Source organism: Frankia sp. CpI1-P (assembly GCF_001421075.1).
Classification (GTDB): Bacteria; Actinomycetota; Actinomycetes; order Frankiales; family Frankiaceae; genus Frankia; species Frankia torreyi.
This window is the reverse complement of record NZ_LJJX01000080.1, coordinates 1-23486: the sequence shown is the minus strand read 5'-3', so window position 1 is coordinate 23486 and position 23486 is coordinate 1. Positions and strand designations below refer to the sequence as shown.

Sequence of the window (23486 nt, the reverse complement as noted above, 5' to 3'; positions counted from 1 at the left end):
TCGGGATCTTCACCGTCAGGTCCCCGGCGGTCGTCGACACGGTCCGTTCCCGGGAGCCGTTGCGCTGCGTGGTCCGGGCTGCCGACCGTTCGTAACGGGCCGCGCCGACGTGCGCGTCGGCTTCCGCGTCCACGAGCGCCTGCAGACCGAACCGCAGCAGCTCCCGCATCACCTGACCAGCATCGGTATGCCGCAGCAGCTCCAGCAGACCGGATAGGGCAGAATCATCCAAGGCCATCGCGTGTGTCCTCTCCGTGGAACTTTGGTCGGTTCACACAGAGCTACACGCGGTGGCCGTCTTTGTCCCGGAGCGACACACCCCACCCCGGACGATCAACCAGCCGATCCCGATCTACACCACGCGGTGGGACTCACCCGGTTTCTCCTCCGTGACCGCGATACGAAGTTCACAGCTTCGTTCGATGCAGTCTTCACCGGGGCCGGTATCGACGTGGTACGCACNCCCCCGNAAGCCCCACAGGCGAATGCGATCGCGGAACGCTGGGTCGGCACCGCCCGCCGTGAGTGCACCGACAGACTCCTGATCGTCTCCGAACGGCACCTGACATCGGTCCTCGACAGCTACGCCGAGTATTTCAACACCCATCGGCCTCACCGCTCCCTCAGCCAGCACCCACCCGACTCGTCACCCGTGGTCGCCCCGACGTCGAATTCCACCGTCCGGCGCACCCGCATCCTCGGCGGATTGATCAACGAGTACCGTAACGCCGCCTGACCCCTCCCGCGGAGGATCACCTCAACCGCAAAAGGCCAGCTCACAGGCCGAAACCCGGATTCTGGAGCCCCACACGATGAAAGTGCCGCAGATAGTAGTAGATCTAAGAGAAGCGATTCCGGAGAACGTCGCCATCTCGTGGAAGCTGCCCGGCGCGAGCCCGAACCTGGTGGATATCGAGGTCGACAGAGACGATGACTGCTTCCTGTCGATCTGGTATCTGACGAAACCTGGAAGCNCGCGAATGCTGCTCGAGGGATATACCATCGACGACGTCCGACCTGAGCATGTGATCAAATTCGTGAGAATGTTTGCCGAGGACACCTTCTCCGTCAAACTGGAAAAGTCCTGGCTCGGGCGGCGGTTCACAATATATTTCATCATTGACGAGACGACTTANGCCGCTTCGCGAAGGGCGCGAGATCCTGCACCGTGGGAGTCTCGCCATCTCGATGCAGATTGAGTCTAGTCCAAGTGCCGATCCCGGCGCGACGGGTGCAGTCGTGGTCGGGCTTCCTCCAGACCGTCCTCAAGGGGCTGTGCAACGAACCAGTGCTGCCCGCATGCTGGGAGGCACGGCTTCGTGGATGACGTGGTGAACGACCTCCAGAGAAATTCTCGCAAGCGGGCAGGTGTAAAATGAAAACGTGGACTGGTCGAGTATGAAAAGTGTGCCGATCGGCCATAACGGCCCACACTGTTGCGCCGACATGCATGGACAGGTCACCTTCATCTGTGAGGATGGTCATGTGGAGCCACAGGACTGCCCGGACGTCCTCGTTGGCTTCACGCCGAAGTATCAGGAGTACGGGATTTGGATTCATGATGGCGGTTCATCCGGGGTAGGTATCGCATACTGCCCGTGGTGCGGCGCACGACTGCCAGACTCCGTTCGCGTTAGGTGGTTCGATGCTCTCGAGCGGATCGGACTCGATCCGGATGACGCTGCACTGCCGCCGGAGTACGAGGATGAAAGATGGTTGATCGAACACGGGGAGTCGATGTGAGTGGAGTCCGCCGAGGTCGGGCGTGACGAGCAAGGATCTGACGACTCGTGCAGGCGGCGACCGATGGCCGATTTGGTGTTCCGGCTCGATCTTCATGCCAGGCTTTCCGCTCGGGNGTCANGGCGGCTCCGAGCGGCTCACCCACACCGACGCCGACGGCACGAAGACGGTGTTCACTGTCCAGACCGTCGGCGGGGTGACGACCTGGCATGCTCCTCTCCTGTGTGGAGTTGTCGATGAACTATCTTCAAGGATCGGAATCGACTGATGTCGGACGGCGAGAGTTCTGCCGATCGCGAGGTATTTGAGTCTGGGTATCTTGAATCCCTGTCGGATCAGGAGTTTGAAAGCCGAGTGCGGAAGATTGGTGAACTCGGTGCCCAAGGATGCCGGCAGGCATGTGATCTACTCTATCGCACTCTGCTGGTCGAGCGTGCCGAGGCCCGCCAGGTCGCCCTCCTCGCCGCCATGAAGACGAAGAAATGCAGCCATCTTCCTCTTGCTCCGATCGCCGGACTTCTGAGGTCGCGGAGCTTGCTGGTTCCTGGGGTGGCAGCACTTCTGCTGGCCGCCTGGGGAGGTGAGGCGGAACAGATTCTTGTCGACTCCCTGGCAGACGCCCGCGGGGGNAGTCTGGACCTTTATCTTTTCGCTCTGGCCAACGGAACGGGGCCGCTCGACGTCGGCCTGTTCACTCCCTATGTCGACCACAGGTCATTGAGTGTTCGCCTGGCGAGCATTGCGGCTTTGGCTGAGCGCGGAGACGCATCGTGTACGGAGAGGCTCGTCGACGCCCTGGCAGTGAGGAGCGAGCAGACGCAGGTGGCGGCGCTGTTCGCGCTTATCGCGGTCGGGGACGCGCGTGCCTGTGACGCGGTGCTGCGCCGGCTGGAACTGGACTCCACCCGGGACCGCGGCTACTTCTTCAGCTTCATCAAGCTTGAACTGACCTTTCTCGCCCAGCACGTCCGGGAACATCCCGAGGTCCTGGCGGCAGCCCGGCGCGTCACGGTCAGGAACTGGAAGCGGCGCACGGATCCCGAGCAGAAGTGGATCGCCCGGTACCTGCCCCAGGTGTCTCCGGAAAGCCCGGATCACCTGCCACCTCCTTCCAACGAGGTGGTCGAGGAGATCCGGCGGCTTGCCCTGGAGGCCGCTCGCGCCGACTGAGCTCCTGCCGATCTGTGGTCATGACGAGACGGCGGAGCAGGACGAGGAGAACGAGCCTGGGTGGATCGTGCCCGGNGTGGAACGCGGGTCAGATCGGTTGCAGGACGTCGCGCCCGGCGTGGCGGAAGGGGCGGCGTGCCCTGTGCACGATGTCCGCCCGGATCNAGGTGACGATATCGACGGCCCGGTCCACCAGGGACTGGATGCCGAAGGTGAAGAAGAGACTGCCCATCGCGAGATCCCCGAGCGCGTACAGCCGCCGGTCCGGGCGTGCGTTCACCGTCAGGCGGCTGGTGGCCCGCTCGAGACAGAACCCGCCGCGCGGATGTCGCTCGGCCAGGCCGGCGTCCACCAGCGACGCCAGCATCGGAGGGGCGAGGTCGCTGACGCCGCCGAGGCGGCCGTTGACGGCGTTGACGACGACGACCGCCCGATGCTCGCCGCGGGCGGTGCTCGCCACGAAGCCGCCCGCGCCCGGCACGATGCGCCGGAGTCCTCCGATCAGCTCGAGCTGCCCGGATTCCAGCAGGTGCAGCAGCGCGGCGGCGCTGGCGGGCGGCATCNGGCAGCACAGGCTCATGAGGGCGCGGTGGTGCTCGGTCAGCAGGCGGTCCTTGTCGTGCTCGGGCAGCAGCGGCCAGACATCCGGTCCGACGTCGGGCATGATCTGCTGCAGGAGGCGCAGCGGGCCGCCCGGTGCGTTGACCTCGCCGAGCTGCCGGCGCAGCCGGTGCGTGGGCTCCTCCCGGCGCGTGGCGTCGAGCTCCGTCCGTACGGCGTCGACGTCCTCGCCCGCCGCCGCGAGCTCGTCGCCGATCATGGTGATCAGATCGGCCAGGGGCAGTGATCGACCCGAGGCGGCCAGCGCCCGCAACCGCGCCGCGGTGACGTGGCGCGGCGTGAACCTGGTGGGCCGCTGCCGCACGGCGGGCAGGACCGCCTGCCGGGAATGCAACTCAATCCTGCCGGTGTGACCGCGGGCGGCCAGGGCGAGGGCCACGTCGACCGCGGTCAGCCCGCTGCCGATCGCGGCCAGGTCGTCGTCGCGGCGGATCGAAGCCAGCATCTCGGCGGCCGGGTAGGGATCGCGCACGAACCCGGCGCAACCGGCCAGCCCGTACGGGTCGGCGGGTCGTCCCGCGCCGGGGGCGAGGACGGCGTAGTCGACCTCGTGATCCTCGCCGTCCGCGGCGCGCAGGATCAGTCCGTGGCGGGTCGACACGACGCGATGCACCATCCGCCGCTTCAGTTCGACGCGCCAGCCGCGGCCGGCCAGCGTCACCAGCGCCGCCCCGGCGGACTGCTCCAGGTAGTCGCCGAACAGCGCCCGCGGGATGAACTGCGCGCCGGAGATGGGATCGAGGAACGACGGCTCGGTGTCGACGAAGAGCCTACGGGTGGCGAGCCAGGCGGCGAGATGGCCGTCGTCNCCCGCCCGTACCGACATGTCCTGCGGTATCGCGTTGACCCGCATCGCGTCCAGATCGGGCTGATAGGGGCGACCACGCCACAGGTGTCGCCCGCCGTCGAAGACCGTCAGTGCCCCGGCGGGAAGGTCCTGCTGCTGGGCCAGCGCGTCGAGAAGGCAGACCGCGGACGCGCCGCCACCGATCACGCCGATCCTTGGGGTGGCTGACATCGCCTACCTCGACTGTTGGCTCTCCAGTGGCCCACCCGGNAGCCGCCGCCGAGGTGGTCGAGCGCCCGACGGGCACGGCTGGCCGGGTCGGTGGTCCGACTGCGGGGCGGGGTCACNACCGGGGCGATCACGTCGGGCCGAGGGCGTTGCACGTGCCGCCGTCATCGTACGGCTACCTTCGCAACCCGGCTCAGGACAACCGAGCGTCGAGAGCGGTCAGGGCGGCCAGGGCGCCGAGCGGCAGGGAGACCCCCGCCCCGGGGCGGATCGCCGGCTGCGTGGGATTGATGCGGATCAGGCGGCCGTCGGCGACGGACTCGGCGGTGCGCCGCACGGTGGGCACCGCCGTGCCCGCGCCGATCTCGACCACCACCAGCGGGCCGGCCCCGCCACGCGCCGTCACTGCGGCCAGCCAGGACTCGCAGGAGTGCAGCGCGGCGTCGGTGCGCGAGCTCAGCCAGGAGCCGTCACCGAACATGAGGATGTTCGGCCGCGCCAGCTCCCCGCACGCGGCGCAGCGTGGCAGCGGCTCGTCGGCGCGCATCGTGCCCGGGTCGACGTCCACCGTGACCCCGTCGGCCGGCCAGATCCGCCCGTCGCACGGCCGGACGCACTGGAGATGATGAAGGGAACCGTGGACCTCCGCCACCGCGTCGATGCCGGCCCGCTGGAACTGGCCGTCCACGTTGGAGGTGAACACGTGCAGGCCGCCGGGCAGCCGCGCACCCCACCGGCGCAGCACGGCGAAACCCTCGTGCGGAACGGTCGACCGGTACAGGCCGAGGCGGTGGCCGTAGAAACCCCAGGCCAGCGTCGGATCGTCGCGGAAGTGCACCGGGTCGGCCAGCTCCACGAACGACAGGCCGAGGCGTTCGTACGGCGGGTAGGCCCGCCAGAAGCCGGCGTCGCCGCGGAAGTCCGGCAGCCCCGAGTCCACGCCCATCCCGGCGCCCGCGCACACCAGCAGCGCGCCCGCTCCCGCGAGCAGCGCGGCGGCGGCGTCCAAGGCGGTCTCGACCGCGGAGGTGAACCGGCCCGCCGAGGTGGTCACGGGTCGACCGCGGTCGGCAGGACTGGCGTGGGTCATCGCAGCCATTATGGATGATCAACGCGCGGGCCTGGCGGGGCCGGCCCGCAGGAGCCCTACCACTCCTCGATGACGCGCACCCGGCTGCACGCCGTGCCCCTGGCCAGGGCCAGGATCAGCCTGGCGGAGACCGTGTCCGGCGTGATTCCGTTCCGCTCGAACCTGCTCGGTATGCGCCGCAGCGCGGCGGCCTCCCCGTCGGGCGCAGGCCGACCCGTGGTCGGATCCCGCAGGTCGTCCAGGCAGACATGCGTGACGTCCGATGCGATGGCCTCGTCGGATCGGCCGTCGGCCAGATCGGGGAACGTCGTACGGAACGCGGCGACGAACGCGGCCACCCCGGTCCGCTGCCGGAACGTCCCGAACGGGTCCGCCGTGACGGGCGCACCCACGGCAGGTGCGACCTTCCCGGCCTCGGCCCCGTCCTTGGTCGAGCTACATCCGGCCAGTGCCACCAGCGCGACCCCACACACAACGGCGCTGCCAAGCCGCACGACGTCCCCTCTCGACCATCCGGACACCCAGACGGTAGGACATGTCAGCTTGCCGCGGAGGTCTGCTGGCCGCCGGGGGCCGGGGGCGGCAGCACGCGCGGGGCGGGGCGCAGCCCGTCGACGAGCAGCGCGAGGTAGCGGCGGCGGTCGAGGCCCGCCGGGTCCTCGGGGCGCACCGTGGCCAGGGCCATCACGACGACCGCGGACAGGTCCCGGCGCTCCAGCTCGGGACGGACCACGCCGGCGTCGCGGGCGCGGCCGAGCAGCCGTTCCATCGACTCCAGGTAGCGGTGCACGCCCTCGACGTGAAAGGCGTCGGTCTCGCGGGCGAGGGCGAGGATCACCTGCCGGCCGGCCAGCGCCGCCACCGTGGCCTCCAGCGCGCCGACGAGGTCGTGCCACGGGTCGTCGGTCTCCCGGGTCAGCCGGGGCACGATCTCGGTGCTGACGAGGTGGTCGAACACGGCCCGCAGGAGCTGGTCGCGGTTGCGGAACCGGCGGTACACCGTCGCGACCCCGACGCCGGCGCGCCGGGCCACCTCCTCCAGCGTCACCGCCCGNCCGACGTCCTCGAAGGCCTGGTCGGCCGCGGCGATGATCCGCTCGTAGTTGCGCGCCGCGTCGACCCGCAGGCCCCGTCCGCCCGTTGCTTCCACCGGGGCACGCTAACAGCGCGCGGCTCGTTCCCACGTCGGGTGGACGGCGTCCGACCGGTCACCTGAGCGACACCACGGCCGTCGGCGGCGATTCGTGCGACACATCCGGCCTTGTCGGGTTAGAACATGGTCATCGGGGCTAAGGACGAAGGCATGCCCGCTGACACCGACGGCGCGCCTGCCGCCACCCCGCCCATCCCGGCATCATCCGCGGCGCCGGCAGCCTCGGCGCAGTGCGAGCCGGTGAGCGAAAGCCTGACGACACCACCCGCCCCGGCCGAGCTGCCGCCCGAGGCGCGCGACGCGATCCCGCTGCAGCAGGACGGCGGCGCCGGCAAGAGCGAGAGCGGCCTCACCGTCGCCGTCGCCTTCGTGGCCAACCTGGTCATCGCGATCGCGAAGACGGGGGCGGCCCTGCTCACCGGCTCCGCCTCGATGGTCGCCGAGGCCGCCCACTCCTGGGCCGATACCGGCAACGAGGTCTTCCTGGTGATGGCCAACCGCCGCTCGCGCCGCCCGCCGGAGCCGGGTCACCCCCTCGGGTTCGGCCGCGAGGCGTACGTCTGGGCGTTGTTCGCGGCCATGGGGCTGTTCGTCGCCGGGGGTGCGGTCTCGATCACCCACGGGGTGCAGGAGCTGTTCGCGGGCGAGTCCGGCGGGGACTACCTGATCGGCTACATCGTGCTGGCGGTGTCGTTCCTGCTCGAGGGGACCTCGTTCCTGCAGTCGGTGCGCCAGGCCAGGCCCGAGGCCGCGTCGATGAACCGGGACGTCATCGAGCACGTGGTGGAGACGTCCGACCCGACGCTGCGCGCGGTCTTCGCCGAGGACTCGGCGGCCCTCGCCGGCGTGGTGATCGCGGCGCTCGGGCTGGCGCTGCACCAGATCACCGGCGTGGCGGCCTTCGACGCGCTCGGCTCGATCCTGGTCGGGGTGCTGCTCGGGGTGGTCGCCATCGTGCTCATCAGCCGCAACCGGCGGTTCCTCATCGGGCAGGAGGCCGACCCGCAGGTGCGGGCGGCGACGCTGCGGGCCCTGCTGGCGCTGCCCGAGGTCGACCGGGTCACCCGCCTGCGCCTGGAGGTCGTCGGCCCGCGGATGATCACCGTGGTCGGGGATGTGGACCTGATCGGCGACGACATCGAGCCCAACGTCGCGCTGCGCCTGCGCGGGGTGGAGGCCAAGCTGTCCGCCTCGCCCGCCGTCGTCGACGCCGTGCTCAGCCTCTCCGCCCCCGACGAGCCCTCCCTCACCCCCGACGACGCCCCCGCGGCCACCCGCGCCGCCTCCTGACCCGGTCTGCGCCGCCTCCCGACCCGGTCTGCTTCGTGGGGCCGCTGTTGCCTGTGGGGCCGCTGTCGCCTGTGTGACCGTTGTTGCCTGTGGGGCCGCTGTCGCCTGTGTGACCGTTGTTGCCTGTGGGGCCGCTGTCGCCTGTGTGACCGCTGCCGCCGCCCCGCCGATGTCCATCCAGAACGCGGCCAGAACGCGGCCAGATCGTGCCGAGGCTTAGGTACGGTTTTTCGGACGAAAAGTGGCACTACCCCTCGGCACGACTGCGTGCATATATGACCACAGTGAGTCGCGAGGACGGAGTGTCCCGTGGCGCGCCGAGCGCCGATCCGAGCCCGGTCGGTGTCACCAGCCGGGCCCGGGGCGGGTGGGCCCGCCGGTGGGCCCGGCGCGACGAGGATCCTGTCCGGGGGCGGATCTGCCCGTCGCGGCGCTGACCTCGCCGAGCGCCGCGGAGACACCCCGTGCCGGACGTCCCCGCAGCAGTGCCATGTCCATCACGATGTCGCAGTTGAACACCGGGTTGTACCAGGCGAACCGGTAACGGCCCTTCGGGTTCCGGCGAACCGGCCGGGGCAGCCCGGCGCCCCAGGGCCCGGTGGGCCGGGCCGGCCAGACCGCCAGCACCTCCCGGCGGCCCAGCCGGATGACGTCGGCGCGGGCGACCTGCGGCCAGGCGCGTTCGTAGCGCTGGCCGCCGCACTCCGCGCGCAGGCTGTGCGGGCCGATCGTCAGTCTCGGCGGCCGCAGGCCGATGCGCAGCCGCCACCAGCCCGGGAGCAGCGCGGCGGCGCCGACGACAGCGAAGATGACGGCCCCCAGGAACGCGGCGGAGATACCACTGGAGTTGTAGCCCCGGTAGGTGAACAGGAGGTCGACGAGGACGATCAACGCCGCTGCCAGCAGGACGACGCCGACGCCCACCAGCAGCGAGCCGACGACCAGCAACCTCCACCGCCGTCCCAGGAAGACGGCGTCGTCGGCGGCAAGGTGGCGGGGCACCTGGGCCGGCTGCGGGGGAGGCGTCCGCGGGCCTGGTGGTGTCTGCAGGGAGCGCGGTGTCTGCAGCGGTGGTGGTGTCTGTGGCGGTGGTGGTGTCTGCGGGGTCGGTGGTGTCCGTGCAGGTGGGCCGGCCTGCGGTGGTCGGGGAGTCTGCAGGGGCTGTGGGGTCGGCGGGGGCGGGACGTAGGTCGGGGCCATGACCCGGGTCGGTGCGCGGGGGGCGTCCGGGGTCGCCCACCAGGCGGGCGGGTCCGGACGCGTCGGCGGCAGGTGCTCGCCGACTTCGGCGGCGCGCTGCGCCACCAGTCTGGTGACCGCGGGCGGCCAGGTCTCGGCCGCAACCTCCACTCCGTCGGCGAGCCAGCGCAACAATGCGCTGGGGTCGGGCCGGGTGTCCGGGTCCTTCGCCAGGCAGGACCGCAGCGCCTCGCTCAGATCGGCCGGCACCCCGGTCAGGTCCGGGGAGCCGTGCACGACGCGGAACAGCATCGCGGCCGGGTCGCCCCGGCCGAACGGGCCGCGCCCGGTGGCGGCGAAGACGAGTACGGCGGCGGCGGAGAACACGTCGGCCGCCGGCCCGGCGGCACCGCCGGCGGCCTGCTCCGGCGACATGTACGCGGCGGTGCCGACGATGTCTCCCGCCCGGGTGAGCTCCGTGTGGTCGGCGGCCCGAGCGATGCCGAAGTCGATCAGGCGCGGTCCGTCGGCGGCGAGCAGGACGTTGCTCGGCTTCACATCCCGGTGGACGACGCCGGCCTGGTGCACGGCGACGATCGCCTCCAGCACGCCGGCCCCCAGCCGCCGCAGCACGCTTGGCCCGAAGGGCCCGCAGTGGGTCACCGCCTCGTGCAGGGAGGGGCCGGGCACGTACAGGGTGGCCAGCCACGGCGTCGCCGCGTCCGGGTCGGCGTCCACGACCGGGGCGGTGAACGCCCCGCTGACCAGCCTCGCCGCCGCGACCTCCCGCCGGAAGCGGTCCCGGAACCCGCCGTCGCCGGCCAGCTCCGGCCGGACCACCTTGACGGCCATCAGCCGACCGGANGGCGAATGGGCCAGGAACACCCGTCCCATGCCGCCCTCACCGATCCGGGCACGCAGGGTGTAGGGGCCGATCGTCGACGGATCCCCCGGTTCAAGATTCTGCATCGACGCGTCCGTCCGCAGAACTCATCACACTCCGCCATGGGCAAGGGTCANGGTCACAGGGGCCAGCTCGCGGGCAAGGGTCAGGGACAAGGAGTCGACCAGAGGCATTTCACGTTGTTTCAGGACGACGCCCGTCGGTCATGACCAAACTAGTGCAGAGCGGAAGGCGTCAGGACACGACCTGGATACGCCTCGCGGGTTGCCTAGGTTCCCTTCCGTTCTGCGCCGGGCGGTGGCCGCCTCGCTTGGGTGTGCTCAGCCGTGCTCGGCGGCCGCGGACCTGGTCGTCAGCGGCAGGACGATCTGGTCGACGACCGAGGCGACGAACTCGTCGGGCACGACGGGTTCGCGGATCAGCGAGTACTGCACGAGCATGGCGGGTCCGCTGGCGGCCACCAGCTCGTTGGCGGCCTCGGGCCGGATCTCGCCGCGCTCGGCCGCCCGGCGCAGCACCTCTGCGATGAGCTGGACGCACGGCTCGACCACATGGTCGATGATCGTCTGGCGGACGACGGGACGGCCGCAGCCCGCCTCGGCCGACACGAGCTGGAACGCCGTGCCGCGGGTGGAGCTGAACGACGCCTGCACGCAGCGCAACAGTGCGTGGACGTCCGCGCGCAGGTCGCCGGTCAGGGGTATGTCACCCGGAGTGGGCAGTCGGTGCCGCAACGCGTCGGCGATCATGTCTTCCTTGGCGGCCCAGCGGCGGTACAACACGGTCTTGCTGGTCCCGGCGGCGGCCGCGACCCGGTCCATCGTCAGGTTGGCGTAACCGACGGTCCGGAGCTGGTCGAAGACCGCATCGAAGATCGCTCCCAGCAGTGCGTCGCCGCGGCGGCGGGTGGCGACCGCACCGGCGCGGGGGCCCTGGGACACCTGCGCGTGCTGCTGGTCGGCAGGAACGACGCCCACGATCGTCCGCCTCCCGTCCGCCGCCCTGCCCGCCGGTCCGCCGCCCTGCCCGCCGGTCCGCCGCCCTGCCCGCCGGTCCGCTTGCCCTGGCCGCCGGTCCGTCGCCGAAGGTGCGACACCCGGGCGGCCGATCATCGGTCCGGCCTCGAGCGTACCCGGGCAGGGGGATGGCGCGGGCGGAGCGAGGTCGGCGAGGAGTTTGCCGAAGAGGTGGGTGATCGGTCGACGGCATTCTGCTACCCTCCCGAATTGGATACTGATCCGTATCTTACGGAGCCCCGGTCGGGAGGCCGCCATGTCCTCGTCGTCGCCCTCGTCGGCCTCGTCGCCTACGTCGCCCTCGTCAGCCTCGTCGCCTTCGTCGGCCTTCTCGGCGTCCGCTGCGTCGTCGGCGGGGCAGAGCGCTGCGGGGCCGCCGACGCAGGAGGCGAGGCGCGCCCGGATCGCGCTGGTCACGATCGTNACCTGCCAGCTCATGCTCGTCCTCGACATCACGATCGTGAACGTCGCGCTGCCCAGGATCCGGGAGACCCTCGGCTTCTCCGCCACCGACCTGGCGTGGGTGATCAACGCCTACACGCTGGCCTACGGCGGACTGCTGCTGCTCGGCGGGCGGGCCGGGGATCTGCTGGGGCGCCGCGCCACTCTGCTCGGTGGGATCGCCCTGTTCACGACCGCCTCACTGCTCGGCGGCCTGGCCACCGCGCCGTGGATGCTCATCGCCGCCCGCGTCGGGCAGGGCGTCGGCGCCGCGTGCGCGTCGCCGAACGCGCTGGCGCTCATCGCCGCCAACTTTCCGCCGGGCCCCGCCCGCACCCGGGCGATGGGGGCGTGGGCGGCGGTGGCCGGCGTCGGCGGCTCGATCGGGCTGATCGCCGGCGGCATGCTCACCACCTGGCTGTCCTGGCGGTGGGTCATGTTCATCAACGTGCCGTTCGGGCTCGCCATCCTGCTGCTGGCCCCGCGCTACCTGCGCACACCGCCACGTCGCGAGGGCCGTTTCGACGTGGCCGGGGCGCTGAGCTCCGTCGTCGGGCTCGCAGCCGGTGTCTACGGGTTCCTGCGCGCCTCCTCGAACGGCTGGGCCGACGGGCGGACCCTCGGTGCCTTCCTGCTCGCCGTCGTCGCACTCGCGGCGTTCGTGGTCGTCGAGTCGCGGGCCGCGCAGCCGGTCGTCCCGCTGCGGCTGGTCGCCGAGGCCAGCCGCGCGCGGACCTATCTTCTCCTGCTGCTGCTGACCGGAAGCATGCTGAGCATGTTCTTCTTCGGCACCCAGGTCCTGCAGGAGGTCCTCGGGCTCAGCGCGCTGCGCGCGGGGCTTGCGTTCCTCCCGCTGTCCCTGGGGATCCTGGTGTCGGCCTCGCGGGCGTCGAGACTGCTGCCCAGGGTGGGTCCGAAGCCGCTCATGCTGGTGGGGGCCGCGCTGAGCACGGGGGCCATGCTGTGGCTAGCGCAGGTCTCGGTGACCAGCAGCTACACCTCGGTCGTGCTCGGGCCGCTGCTGCTGTTCGGCGCCGGTCTGGGCCTGCTGTTCGTGCCGCTGAGCGTGAGCCTCGTCGCGGGCGTTCCCGCCGAGCACTCCGGCGCGGCCGCCAGCATGATGGTCACGACCCAGCAGGTCGGCGGCTCGCTGGGCCTGGCCGTCCTCGTCACCGTCTTCGGCAGCGCCGCCCGGCACGCGCGCGGCGACGCACCGGCCGGCCTCGCCCCCGGCGAGCTGGCGAGGTACGTCCTGGCGCACGGGGTGGCCGAGGCGTTCACCGTCGGCGCGATCGGCGTCGCGGTCATCTTCCTCACCGTGCTGCTGACCCGTCAGATCCCGCTCGGGGACGCACCGGCGCCCGCGGCCGCGGGCCCGACCGGCCGGGACCCCGCACCGGAGAGCACCGATTCGATGAGTTGATCGTCAGCTCGGTACCGATCACGGAGCGGTATCGATGGCCGCCCGGCCAGCGGCGGGGNCCGTGCCCGCCTGATCCTGTGCCGCCTGGTCCTGTGCCGCCAGGTGAACGCCGACGAAGTCGACGTGGAAGACCGACTCCGTGAAGGAACGTCCTTGCACGGAGGTCGTGCGCACATACGCGCGATCGGCCGAACGGTCCGACCGTGCGGCGGATGGCCGGATCTGACAGAGACGTGTCATTGCGGCCATGACGGGCCCGCGGCGATGCTGCGCTGTGTGGATCCCCGGCGTGTCGTGATCGTGGCCTTCGACGGCGTCCAGCTTCTGGACGTCACCGGGCCGGCGGACGTGTTCACGACGGCGTCGCGCGTGTTGCAGGCGCGGAGGCGCGACGGCGGCAACGGCGACGGCCCGGGACCGGACCGCGCCGCGACCACGGGCGCGACCACGGGCGTGGGCGTGGGCGTCGATCCGGCGTACGTGGTCGAGATCGCCGCGCCGCGGTCGGGGGAGGTCCGCACGGCGAGCGGGGTGCGCCTGGTGGCCGACGTGGCGCTCGCCGACGTGGCGGGCGCCGCCGACACGGTGCTCGTGCCGGGGGCGCTGGGCGCGCGACCGGAGGCGGGCCCCGTCGTCGTGCCACAGATCGTCGACTGGCTGCGCGAGGTCGGCGGGCGCCCGCGGCGGATCGCCTCCGTCTGCGCGGGTGCCCACATGCTCGCCGCGGCCGGTCTGCTCGACGGCCGGCCCGCCACCACGCACTGGTTCACCGCGGGCCGGCTCGCGGCCGAGTACCCCGCGGTCGCGGTCGATCCGGATCCGATCTTCATCCGCTCCGGGCGCGTCTGGACCTGCGCGGGGGTCAGCGCGGGGATGGATCTCGCGCTGGCGATGGTCGCCGACGACTGCGGGGACGACCTCGCGCTCGCCACGGCGCGCTGGCTGGTGATGTACCTGCGGCGCCCGGGTGGCCAGAGCCAGTTCAGCGTGCCGCTCGCCCACCCGGCGCCGACCCGCGACGACATCGGGGAGCTGCATCGCTGGATCGCCGACCATCTGGCCGCAGACCTGTCCGTCGCCGCCCTGGCCCGGCGGGTCGGCATGAGCGAACGGCACTTCTCCCGGGTGTTCACCGCGCAGACCGGCGTCACGCCCGCGGCCTACGTCGAGTCCGTCCGCACCGAGGCGGCCCGCCGCATGCTCGAGCAGACCGGGCACACCGTGGAGGCCGTCGCGCAGCGCTGCGGCTTCGGCTCCCCGGAGACCTTCTACCGCGTCTTCCGCCGCGACCTCGCCATGACCCCGACCGACTACCGGCGGCGTTTCCGCCTGCCTGCCGACGCGGCGGCCGGGACCGGGGCCGACGCAGATCACCATTCTCCGGAAAGGGGAAACCGATGGGCATGGCCGCCCGCACCCGTCCCGACACCGCGCTGACCCGTGCCGCCGAGGACCTGCTGGTCGCCGCGAGCGCGCCGACCCTGGTCGCCCACTGTCACCGCAGCTACCTCTTCGGCTCGGCGCTGCTGGACAAGGCCGGGCGCGACCACGACGCCCACGCGCTGTTCCTCGCGGCCGCCCTGCACGATCTCGGNCTCACCGCCGCCTGGGACGACCCGGCGCAGCCGTTCGAGGTCCGCGGCGCCGCGGTGGCCCAGGAGCACCTGCTCCGCTGGGGTGCGGATGTCGAGCTGGCCGACGTGGTCCGCGACGCGATCGCGGGGCACCTCGACCCCGCCACCGTCGGCGATCCGCGTCCCGAGGTCGCCGGGCTGATCCTCGGCGCACTCGTGGACGTGCTGGGGGTGGGCCTGGCGGACGTGCCGGCCGCGCTCGTCGACGAGGTGCTGACGGCGTATCCGCGGGCCGGCTTCACCGCGTTCATCATCGACGTCCTGCGGGCCGAGGCGGTCGCGAAACCGGCGTCGACGATCGCGGCGCACATCCGCAACCTGGATTTCCTCGGACGCGTCGCCGCCGCCCCGTTCCCGGACTGACGCTGGGTGAACCGCGGCGTACGCCCGTACGTGATGCCGTCAGGGGCGCGGCGGGGCGAGGCAGGAGAGGCAGAGCATGCGAGCGGTACACGCAGGTGCGGCGGCAGGGTCGGGCGGCTGATGGGCAGACGGCCCGCCCGCCCCGTCGTCCGGTCGCCCGCCGGCGTGCCACGAGGGCTGGACCCGGCGGTCCTCGACGTCGTGCCCGTCCCCGCCGGGCTGTGGGCGCGGGCGCCGGGCATGGTGCCCCCCGCGCCCGACGAGCCGGCCCTGCACGCCCTGCCGCCGCGGTCGGGGGGGATCGGCGTGATCGTCGGCGCGCCGGGCGAGCCCGTGCCGGACGTCACGGCCGTCGCGGAGCTGCTGCGCGCGATGCCGGCCGCCGACCCCGACGGGATCCACGTGGTCCGCTACGGCGCCGACCCGGCGGACGGACCCTGCCTGCCGCAGCGCCTCGCCGACCGGCTGGATCGTCCGGTACTCGCCCAGCACGGCCTGCTGCTGACCGGCGCCGACGGCTGGCCGCGGGTCACCGCGATCGACCTTGGTCGTGGCGGCTGGTGGCATCCGCTTGCCGAACAGTCCATGTACCCGCCGGCGGGGCCGCCGCGCGCGGTCCGCTGGCGGGCGCCCGCGCCCCGGTTGACCGACCTCGGTGGTGGCTACTACCGCCTGCTGGACGACTGGCTCGTCCAGGTCGTCCCGGCCGGGATCGCGTTGCGCCACGCCGGGTGGCCGGCCGATCCCGACGTCGACGCCGTGCCGCACGACCCCGGCCGGTTCGATCTGCTGCTCGACGCGCCGGCGGCTGGTCTCGCCGCCGGGCTGACCGACGGTCTGCTCACCGCGCTGGGCCGGCTCGCCGACGCCCTGCCCGGCCCGGCCCGGCTGCGGCTGCGGGTGGTGCTCCCGGCGGACCTGGCCGAGGGGCAGGCACTGCGCCTGCGCTGGGCGGTGCCGGCGCCGCAGCAGGCCCGGTCCGGTCCGTCGACAACCACGCCGGCGGACTCCGCCAGGCCGGCGGGGGAGCTGCCGGCGGGGGAAGGGCCGGTCGGGGAGCTGCCGGTGGAGGAAGAGCCGGTGGAGGATCGACCGGAGGACGAATGGTGGATGACGTCCGCTGTCGTCGGCGGAGACAGCGGAGTGACGCCCGAGGTGACGCCCGAGGTGGCGGCCGAGGTGGCGGCCGAGGTGGCGGCCGAAGCCGAGGGACGGCCGCCACCCGCCGCCTCGGGTGCGCCGGGAACCGCCGAGGCGCCGCCGGGGCCGCCCACGGACGACGTTCCCACGGGTCCGATCCCGGTTCCGGCCACGCTCCTCGCGGTCACCCGCGAGGGTCGGATGCAACTGGTGAGACCATCGCCGGTGGTCGTCGGACGACCGCCGGAAAGGTGACGTGCGAAGGTGCGCGTCGATCTTGTGGACGTGGAACGATCCGCACGTGGACCACGCGAGTTCGGCACTGACCCGCCGCCTGATCGGAGCTGCCCGCGCAGCCTCCCGGCGAGATGACGGTGCGCTGTGGAGGCTGGTCCCCCGAGGACAGCCGGCGGGGGCAGAGGCGAGGTCGGGGGCAGGGGCGTCGTGCGGGTAGCGCTCGCCGACGACGCCGCCCTGTTCCGCGAGGGGCTGTTGCTGCTGCTCACCACGGCCGGGTACGAGGTCGTCGGCTGCGTCGCGGACGGCGACGCGCTGCTGGAGCTGCTGGCCGTCGAACCGGTTGACGTCGCCATCGTCGACATCCGCATGCCGCCGGGCGCGGAGGGCGGCCTCACGACGGCGGCGCGGGTCAGGGCCCGGCACCCGCACACCGGGCTGCTCCTGCTGTCGCACTACGCCGAGACGCTGTACCTCATGCGTTTCCTGGAGATCGGCACCGAGCGGATCGGCTACCGGCTCAAGGAGCGGATCGCCGGGGTGCAGGTCCTCACCGACACCCTGGCCCGCATCGACGCCGGGGAGATCGTGATCGAACCGGTGCTCGCTCGCCGCCTCGTCGACCGCCCCGCCGGCCCCAGCGGTCCGCTGGCGACACTCAGTCCCCGCGAGTCGGACGTGTTGCGACTGATGGCGGAGGGCCGATCGAACAACGGCATCGCCGCCGCCCTGTACCTGTCGGCGAAGTCGGTGGAGAAGAACATCGCCAGCATCTTCACCAAGCTGGACCTGCCCGCCGACTCGGCGGCGCATCACCGTCGGGTGCTGGCGGTCCTGCGCTACCTGGACGCCCGGGCGCCGGGAGACTGACCGGCCGTGGTTACGCGACCGGCGTGGGTCGTTCTCGCCGAGGATGTCGCCCCCCTGCCCGCCGGCGCCACCCTGGGGCAACGGGTCGCGCCGCTGCTGCGCAACCTGGCCCTGGCCGCCGGCAGCGGCCAGGCGAACCTCTGGCTGCCCGACGACCCGCCGCCAGACGGCCCCGTGTCCGCTCCCAAGGGCGCCCCCGCCTCCGTTCCGGCGCACTCCGCTCCGGGCCGGCCGGGTGTGCGGGCGGTGGCGGCGGTCCGGGACGGCGGGAAGCAGGTCGGCGCCCTGGTCATCACCGACGGGGAGGACGGTCCGGCTGCGGCGGTGCCGGCCGAGCTGCTGGCCCAGACGGCCGACTGCGTGGCACTGCTGCTGCGGGAGGTTCGCGCGGACGCCGCGCAGCGGGAGCAGGCGGTCCACTCGGCCGGCCTCGCACGGCGGGCGGCGACGGTCGAGGCGGACCTCGCCGCGGTGCTCGACGTCGAGCGGCACCGCCTGGCCGGCTGGGTGCTGACCGGGACGACTCGTCGGCTCGCGGAGGTGACCCGCCGCTGGCGGGACTTCGCCGCGGCGGCCCGCGACGATCCGGGCCGGACCCTGGCCACCCTGCGCGAGCTGCGGGCGGCCGTCGACGAACTGATCGACGACTTTCGGACGGTGGTGCGGGCCGTGCACCCCTCGACCCTGCGCAGCCGGGGGACGGCGGCGGCGCTGGGGGAGTTGGCCGCGAGTCTGCCCCGGCGGGTGCAGTGCACCGGCGACCTCGGCCGGCGGGTCGGCTGGGAGGTGGAGTCCGGGATCTACCACGCGACGGCGGTGGTCTTCGCCGCCGTGCCCGCGACGGCCGACGCGCCGCTGTCGGTCCACTTCTCCCGGGTCGCCGACCGCCTCGCGGTGCGGGTCTGCGATCCGGCCGACTCGGCGGAGCGGTTACGTGCCGCTCTCGCCGACGACGCCCGGCTGCTGGCCGCGCTCGGCGGGGGACTGCGCTGCCACGCGTCCTCGACCGGGGCGGCGCTGGTCGACGTCTGGCTGCCGCAGCGGCTCGCCGGCGACGACGATCCCGGTCCTGCGCAGACCACCCCACAGGCCCCACAGGTCCCGCAGGCCCCACAGGTCCCGTGGCAGTGAGCGGCGACCCGCCGGGTGGCGTCAGAGGGGCACGGTGCCGGCGACTCTGGTGCCTTCGCCGGGCGCCGAGGTGACGTGCAGCGTCCCGCCCACCGCGGCGAGTCGGGCCCGAAGCTGTGCCAGGCCGGTGCTGGCGGCGTCGGCCAGGCCCGGTCCGGAGTCGGCCACCTCGAACCACAGCCCCTGATACGTGTTGCGGACGGCGACGACCACGGCGGCGCCCGGCGCATGCTTGTGCGCGTTGTTCACCGCCTCGAGGCAGGTGAAGTACACCGTGCTCTCGACGCTCGGCGGGTAGCGGCGGGCCCGGACGTCGCTTCCGATGTCCAACGTGACGTTGTGCGCCTCGCGGAAGCTCAGTGCCAGTGCCGGGGCCAGACCGGCATCCTGCAGCGGCACGGGCGTGATCCCCGCCGCAGTGTCGACCAGCAGTTGGTGGGTGCGGTCGAGCCGGGCGCCGAGATCGGTCACCGCCGCGGTGAGGGTGTCCTCGTCCGCGGTCGCGGTGGCCAGCCGGTGCTCGACGACGGCCGCGGCCAGTTGCAGCGAGACCAGGTGAAGCTGCGCGCCGTCGTGCAGATCCCGTTCGAGGGCGTGCCGCTCGCTCTCCATCCGGGACGCCGCCCGCTGCCGGGCGTCCGCGATCCAGGCGAGCACGTCCTGGCCCCAGCGGCGGGCCGCGCGCACCCCGGTCTGCGCCGCCGCGCCCGCGACGACGACGCCGAGCACGGCCGCGACCTCGTCCAGGTGTCGCTGGGCGTCCAGGTGGTGGGGCGTGTCCAGGGGATGGGGCGCAGGCAGGGTCACCAGGAGCGTGGCGACCTCGACTCCGTGATGGCGGATCGGGTGCGCCGAGGTGACGGTCGTGGCCGCGGGAACGTCGGGCCGTCCCGGCGCCGACCATCGGTGTTCGCACGGATCCTGCGGGTCCAGCACCCGAAGGACGACGAGTTCCGCTCCGACCTGGGCGCCGATCCACGCCGCCACCGGGGTGAGGTCGCCGCCGCGCGGTCCGGCGGAGGGCAGTTCGGCGGCCAACCGCAGCACGCCGGGCGCGAGCGAGGCGCCGGGGTCGGGCGGCCCCGCGGGAGCGGACGGTGTCATGCCGCAGGCCCCCTGCCTAGCCGCGCAGCACGGCGACGAGCGCCGCCAGCAGCAGGACGGCGACGACCAGGGCCGCGATCACCACCGGACGCAGTGGATCGCGGGGCGGGGGTGCGGGGTCCGCCGCCGGCCGGCGCAGGGGGCCTGCCGGCACCCTGCCCGCGAGCCCGCCGTCCGCGGACCCGTGGGCGGGACGCCCGACGGCCGCGGGAACCCCGGGCCCGGCCGGCGGCGTGGCGGTGGCGCGGTGGGACGCGGTCGGCGGCGCAGAGGGCGGCGTGGTGGTGGTCGGGCGGTGGGACGCGGTCGGCGGCGGTGCGGTCGGCGGCGGCGTGGCGGTCGGGCGGTGGGGTGCGGTCGGCGGCGGCGTGGTGGTCGGGCGGTGGGGCGCGGCCGGCGGCGCAGGCGGCGGTGTGGTGGTGGGGCGGTGGGGCGTGGCCGGTTCGAGGAGCTGGGCGGCGATCCGGGCCGCGCCGAGCGCCACCAGGTGCTTGGGGTGCGCGTTGACGACGGTCGGGCGTCCCAGGGCTGACTCGACCGTGCGGGCCACCGCGGGGATGCGGGAGGAACCCCCGGCCAGCAGGACCGCCGACAGGTCCNCTGGCTCGACCCCGGCGGAGATCAGGGTGCGGTGCAGCGCATCCAGGGTGGAGTCGATGGCCGGGCGGACCATGTCCTCGAACCGCGCGCGGGTGAGCCGGATCTCGGCGCGGACCGTCGGCAGGAACACCGGGATCACGGTCTCCTCGTCGAAGGACAGCGCCTCCTTGGCGAGCACGCATTCCTGCCGCAGCCGCGCCAGCGCGACGGCGCCGGCGTGGTCCTGCGGATCGATGTCGCTGACGGCACCGCCCAGCTCCAGGTCGACGTGGTGCACGACGGCCTCGTCGAAGTCGACACCGCCGAGCCACTCCACGCCCTCGGGCAGGCCCAGGATCTCCATCGAGCCCGCCTGGAACCGCAGGACGGCCGTGTCGAACGTGCCCCCGCCCAGGTCGTAGACGGCGATGACCGCCCCCGGCGGGAGCTGGCGGACGGCGGTGTAGTGGGTCGCGGCGGCCACCGGCTCGGTCACCATCCGCACCTCGCCGATCCCCGCCAGCCGCGGCACCTCGTCGAACTGCTTCAGCCGGTAGGGGCCCCACACGGCCGGTCGGCTGAGCACGATGGTCTCCGGCGGCGCCCCCTGCAGGTCGGTGACCGCGCGCACGGTGTCGCCGAGCGAGGCGGCCAGCAGCGCCGCCGGGGAGAACGGGGCGCCGCCCAGCACCAGCGGAGTGGGGTCACCGAGCCGGCGCTTGTACCCCAGGGCCGCGTGGGCGGGTGCCAGCGCAGCCCGGCGCACGGCCGCCTCGCCGGTCAGCAGACGGCCGTCCGGGCCGGCGTAGACCACGGCGGGGGTGACGACGCTGCGGCTGCCCAGGCTCACCATCTCGGTGTGGCCCCAGCGGCCGACCTCCGCGGAGACGGGATGACCGACGGCCACCGCGGTGAAGGTGGTCCCGAGATCGATTCCGAGCCCGTACCTCACCCTGCCCGACTCCCACGACGTTCGGTCCGAATGTTCCTCCACCGGTGCTCTGCCAGGGTAGAGAGTCGGCGACCCTACGTGGCCGGAGTTGTCCTGTATTTCACCAAGGTGACGCCCGGCCGACCGAACCGCCCGCGGAGGCCCGGTTACCGGCGGCGGACCTCGCGGTTCTGCTGCGCCGTGTCGAAGGATCGCCGGGCCTGCTCGACCCGATCGAGGTTGGCCTGCGACCAGCCGGCGAGCGTGGCGAACAGCGGAGCGAGGCTGGCGCCGAGCTCGCTGATCTCGTACTCCACCCGGGGCGGTACCTCCTGGTGGTAGGTGCGCACCACCAGCCCGTCGCGTTCGAGCTGGCGTAGCCGCTGGGTGAGCACCTTGGGCGTGATGGTGCCGATCCGCCGCTCCAGCTCCACGAATCGCTGCCGGCCGAAGGCGTGCAGGGCCCACAGGATGGGAGTGGTCCAGCGGCTGAAGACGATGTCGACCACCGGCGAGACGGGGCATGNCCGCTCCGGGTGCAGCGAGGTCGCCGGCGCGGCTGGGGAAGGCCGGGCCTGGGACGTGTCGAGCACGGTCACCTCCGGGATAGTGGCTTTCTACTAGGTTCCTAAAGTAGCCGGAATGCTAGCTTCGCGTTNCATTCGCCAAACGGTGTCGAACCGGCGTGTGCCGGGGGCCCTGGAGTCCTCGATCCGACGTTGTTCGCCGCGTGTGCCATCGAGGCAGGAGCGCTTTCATGTCCATTCCGGAATCCGTGCGGAACACGGACGCCGTCTCTTCGCCGCCGGCCGGTTCCGGCCGCCGGCCCGGGCTCATCCTCGCCTTTCTCTGTATCGCCGGCTTCATGACTTTCCTGGACGTCTCCATCGTGAACGTCGCCCTACCGACCATCGAGGACAAGCTCGACATCTCCGCAACACAGCTACCGTACGTGGTGACGACCTACGGCATGCTGCTCGGTGGATTCCTGCTGCTGTGCGGACGTCTCGCGGACACCTACGGCCGTCGCCTGATGTTGCAGACCGGGCTGACGCTGTTCGCGCTGTCGTCTCTGCTGGGCGGGCTCGCCCAGGAATNGGTCCAGCTCATCGTCGCGCGCGGGCTGCAGGGCCTGGGCGCGGCGTTCCTCGCCACCTCCGCGCTGAGCCTGTTGACCAGCAGTTTTCCCGAGGGGCCCGAACGCACCAGGGCACTTGGTGTGTGGGGTGCGCTCAGCGGCCTGGCGTCGGTGGCCGGCGTGACCCTGGGCGGCCTGTTGACCGACGGCCCCGGCTGGCGCTGGATCTTCTTCATCAACGTGCCGATCGGCCTGCTCGGCGCGCTGCTCGCGCCGAGCGTGGTGAGCGAGAGCCGGGCCGCCCGACGCAGCTCCTCGTTCGACCTCGCCGGTGCCGTCGCCCTGACCGCCGGTCTGGTCCTGCTGATCTTCTCGCTAGGGCAGACCGTCGATGATTCCGATCCGCCCGTCGGGCGCATAGCGGCGGGGTTCATCGTCTCCGCGCTGCTGCTCGTGGCGTTCCTGCTGATCGAGCGCCGCACCCGCGAACCGTTGATCACGCTGAGTATCTTCCGTCGGCCGTCGTTGCGCGCGGCGAACCTCGCCGCGGTGCTCCTGCTCGGCAACGTCGTGACGCTGTTCTTCTTTGCCAGCCTCTTCATGCAGCAGGTCCTCGACTACTCGCCGCTGCGGACCGGGCTGGCCTACGTGCCGCTCGCGGTCATCGTGGCGGTCGGCGCGGGAATCGCCGCACAACTCGTCACCAGGATGCCCGCCAAACTGGTTCTCCTGGTCGGGCTGCTGCTCACCGTCGGCGGCATGCTGCTGCTGCGGCGAGCGCCCGTCGACGCCTCCTACCCGGTCGACCTGTTGCCCGCCTTCCTCGCCACGGGCCTCGGGCTTGGCCTGTCCTTCGTGCCGATCCAGGTCGTGGCGTTCACCGGCGTCCGCGAACACGAGTCGGGCCTCGCCGCTGGCCTGATCAACACCAGCCAGGAGGTGGGCGGCGCGATCGGCCTGGCCGTCGCCGCCACCTACGCCTTCCGTAACCTCGCCGAGCTGACGGACCGGGCGCACGGCGTGCCCGAGCTGGTCCACCAGGCGCGGGCCGACGTCTTCCATGACGCCTTCCTCGTCGGGGTGATCTTCGTTGTCGCCGCCTTCCTCATCACGCTGGTGCTCCTGCCTCTCACCCGACCCGGCGACGCCCCCGACCCGGCGGCACGCTGATGCTGCAGTGACAGAGGAGCGGGCATGATCCTGTCCCCCCAGGCCGTGGCGTTCCTCGCCGAGGATTATTCGGGTATCTTCAGCACGCTGCGGCCGGACGGCTCGCCGCACGCGGCCCCGGTCCGGTTCACCCCGTGTTTCGCACTTCGGATTCTGCTGCGCCGACCGGCCCCTGTGATCTTGTTTTCGGGTCATGGGGGTTAG

Annotated in this window: 19 protein-coding genes and 9 pseudogenes; 14 read left to right on the top strand and 14 right to left on the bottom strand. The window is 72.5% G+C overall.

The features are described 5' to 3' along the window. Positions 1 to 238, bottom strand: a 238-nt coding sequence (locus FF86_RS29080; RefSeq protein ID WP_199865851.1) for a transposase, incomplete at its 3' end; no start/stop codon positions are given. A 138-nt stretch (positions 239 to 376) separates the two neighbouring features. Between FF86_RS29080 and FF86_RS64475 the strand changes: the two are divergent. The 4 genes and pseudogenes from FF86_RS64475 to FF86_RS36750 form a co-directional block, all read left to right on the top strand. Continuing rightward, positions 377 to 462 (top strand): annotated as a pseudogene (locus FF86_RS64475) (integrase); the annotation flags it as partial. A gap of 28 nt (positions 463 to 490) precedes the next feature. After that, positions 491 to 736: an integrase core domain-containing protein gene (locus FF86_RS29075; protein WP_242419835.1), complete on the top strand. Its 246-nt coding sequence runs from the start codon at positions 491 to 493 to the stop codon at positions 734 to 736. 662 nt (positions 737 to 1398) lie between these two features. Next, positions 1399 to 1743 (top strand): DUF6980 family protein, encoded by a 345-nt coding sequence (locus FF86_RS32785; RefSeq protein WP_396230168.1) that lies wholly within the window; start codon positions 1399 to 1401, stop codon positions 1741 to 1743. Positions 1744 to 2373: 630 nt separating this feature from the next. Further along, positions 2374 to 2913: HEAT repeat domain-containing protein (locus FF86_RS36750; RefSeq protein ID WP_206779073.1), on the top strand; the 540-nt coding region annotated here is incomplete at its 5' end. A 564-nt stretch (positions 2914 to 3477) separates the two neighbouring features. On the opposite strand, the pseudogene FF86_RS60200 reads toward FF86_RS36750, so the two are convergent. The 6 genes and pseudogenes from FF86_RS60200 to FF86_RS63370 all read right to left on the bottom strand — a co-directional run. Beyond that, positions 3478 to 4342, bottom strand: a pseudogene (locus tag FF86_RS60200) (FAD/NAD(P)-binding protein); the annotation flags it as partial. Position 4343: 1 nt separating this feature from the next. Further along, positions 4344 to 4552, bottom strand: a 209-nt coding sequence (locus FF86_RS60195; protein WP_242419832.1) for an FAD/NAD(P)-binding protein, incomplete at its 3' end; no start/stop codon positions are given. 190 nt (positions 4553 to 4742) lie between these two features. Next, positions 4743 to 5603 (bottom strand): Sir2 family NAD-dependent protein deacetylase, encoded by an 861-nt coding sequence (locus FF86_RS29050; protein ID WP_044888319.1) that lies wholly within the window; start codon positions 5601 to 5603, stop codon positions 4743 to 4745. A 92-nt stretch (positions 5604 to 5695) separates the two neighbouring features. Continuing rightward, positions 5696 to 6031, bottom strand: coding sequence for a hypothetical protein (locus FF86_RS29045; RefSeq protein ID WP_206778490.1), 336 nt, complete (start codon positions 6029 to 6031; stop codon positions 5696 to 5698). A 146-nt stretch (positions 6032 to 6177) separates the two neighbouring features. Continuing rightward, positions 6178 to 6693 (bottom strand): annotated as a pseudogene (locus FF86_RS29040) (TetR/AcrR family transcriptional regulator); the annotation flags it as partial. A 1-nt stretch (position 6694) separates the two neighbouring features. Beyond that, positions 6695 to 6789, bottom strand: a pseudogene (locus FF86_RS63370) (TetR/AcrR family transcriptional regulator); the annotation flags it as partial. A gap of 153 nt (positions 6790 to 6942) precedes the next feature. On the opposite strand from FF86_RS63370, the gene FF86_RS29035 reads away from it, so the two are divergent. Beyond that, complete coding sequence (locus tag FF86_RS29035) at positions 6943 to 8082, top strand: cation diffusion facilitator family transporter (protein ID WP_199865538.1); 1140 nt, start codon at positions 6943 to 6945, stop codon at positions 8080 to 8082. A gap of 345 nt (positions 8083 to 8427) precedes the next feature. Here FF86_RS29035 and FF86_RS29030 read toward each other — a convergent pair. The 3 genes and pseudogenes from FF86_RS29030 to FF86_RS29025 all read right to left on the bottom strand — a co-directional run. Continuing rightward, a pseudogene (locus FF86_RS29030) lies at positions 8428 to 10125 on the bottom strand (protein kinase); the annotation flags it as partial. Position 10126: 1 nt separating this feature from the next. Continuing rightward, positions 10127 to 10230, bottom strand: a pseudogene (locus tag FF86_RS63365) (hypothetical protein); the annotation flags it as partial. A gap of 255 nt (positions 10231 to 10485) precedes the next feature. After that, positions 10486 to 11142, bottom strand: coding sequence for a TetR/AcrR family transcriptional regulator (locus FF86_RS29025; RefSeq protein ID WP_052681559.1), 657 nt, complete (start codon positions 11140 to 11142; stop codon positions 10486 to 10488). 463 nt (positions 11143 to 11605) lie between these two features. On the opposite strand from FF86_RS29025, the gene FF86_RS29020 reads away from it, so the two are divergent. From FF86_RS29020 to FF86_RS28995, 6 genes are all read left to right on the top strand, one after another. Next, positions 11606 to 13045, top strand: a 1440-nt coding sequence (locus tag FF86_RS29020) for an MFS transporter (RefSeq protein ID WP_242419831.1), incomplete at its 5' end; no start/stop codon positions are given. A gap of 264 nt (positions 13046 to 13309) precedes the next feature. Further along, complete coding sequence (locus FF86_RS29015; RefSeq protein WP_044888324.1) at positions 13310 to 14482, top strand: GlxA family transcriptional regulator; 1173 nt, start codon at positions 13310 to 13312, stop codon at positions 14480 to 14482. Between the two features lie 158 nt (positions 14483 to 14640). Then, positions 14641 to 15042: metal-dependent phosphohydrolase (locus tag FF86_RS29010; RefSeq protein ID WP_242419829.1), on the top strand; the 402-nt coding region annotated here is incomplete at its 5' end. 120 nt (positions 15043 to 15162) lie between these two features. Further along, positions 15163 to 16437: a hypothetical protein gene (locus FF86_RS29005; protein ID WP_055871474.1), complete on the top strand. Its 1275-nt coding sequence runs from the start codon at positions 15163 to 15165 to the stop codon at positions 16435 to 16437. 189 nt (positions 16438 to 16626) lie between these two features. After that, a complete protein-coding gene (locus FF86_RS29000; RefSeq protein ID WP_044888327.1) occupies positions 16627 to 17289 on the top strand; it encodes a response regulator transcription factor in 663 nt (220 codons plus the stop codon). A gap of 6 nt (positions 17290 to 17295) precedes the next feature. Beyond that, a complete protein-coding gene (locus FF86_RS28995) occupies positions 17296 to 18420 on the top strand; it encodes a hypothetical protein (RefSeq protein ID WP_044888328.1) in 1125 nt (374 codons plus the stop codon). A gap of 21 nt (positions 18421 to 18441) precedes the next feature. On the opposite strand, the gene FF86_RS28990 is transcribed toward FF86_RS28995, so the two are convergent. The 4 genes and pseudogenes from FF86_RS28990 to FF86_RS28980 all read right to left on the bottom strand — a co-directional run. Further along, entirely contained in the window at positions 18442 to 19524 is a 1083-nt protein-coding gene (locus tag FF86_RS28990) for a sensor histidine kinase (RefSeq protein ID WP_052681554.1), read from the bottom strand. A 16-nt stretch (positions 19525 to 19540) separates the two neighbouring features. Continuing rightward, positions 19541 to 20123: pseudogene (locus FF86_RS69145) on the bottom strand (Hsp70 family protein); the annotation flags it as partial. Between the two features lies 1 nt (position 20124). Further along, positions 20125 to 20956, bottom strand: an 832-nt coding sequence (locus FF86_RS69140; RefSeq protein ID WP_396230170.1) for an Hsp70 family protein, incomplete at its 3' end; no start/stop codon positions are given. 245 nt (positions 20957 to 21201) lie between these two features. After that, positions 21202 to 21560 (bottom strand): annotated as a pseudogene (locus FF86_RS28980) (winged helix-turn-helix transcriptional regulator); the annotation flags it as partial. Positions 21561 to 21791: 231 nt separating this feature from the next. Between FF86_RS28980 and FF86_RS60190 the strand changes: the two are divergent. The 3 genes and pseudogenes from FF86_RS60190 to FF86_RS28970 form a co-directional block, all read left to right on the top strand. Further along, positions 21792 to 22131, top strand: a pseudogene (locus FF86_RS60190) (MFS transporter); the annotation flags it as partial. Position 22132: 1 nt separating this feature from the next. Beyond that, on the top strand, positions 22133 to 23282 hold a 1150-nt coding region (locus FF86_RS28975; protein ID WP_242419828.1), incomplete at its 5' end, for an MFS transporter. Positions 23283 to 23306: 24 nt separating this feature from the next. Beyond that, entirely contained in the window at positions 23307 to 23486 is a 180-nt protein-coding gene (locus FF86_RS28970; RefSeq protein WP_055871467.1) for a pyridoxamine 5'-phosphate oxidase family protein, read from the top strand.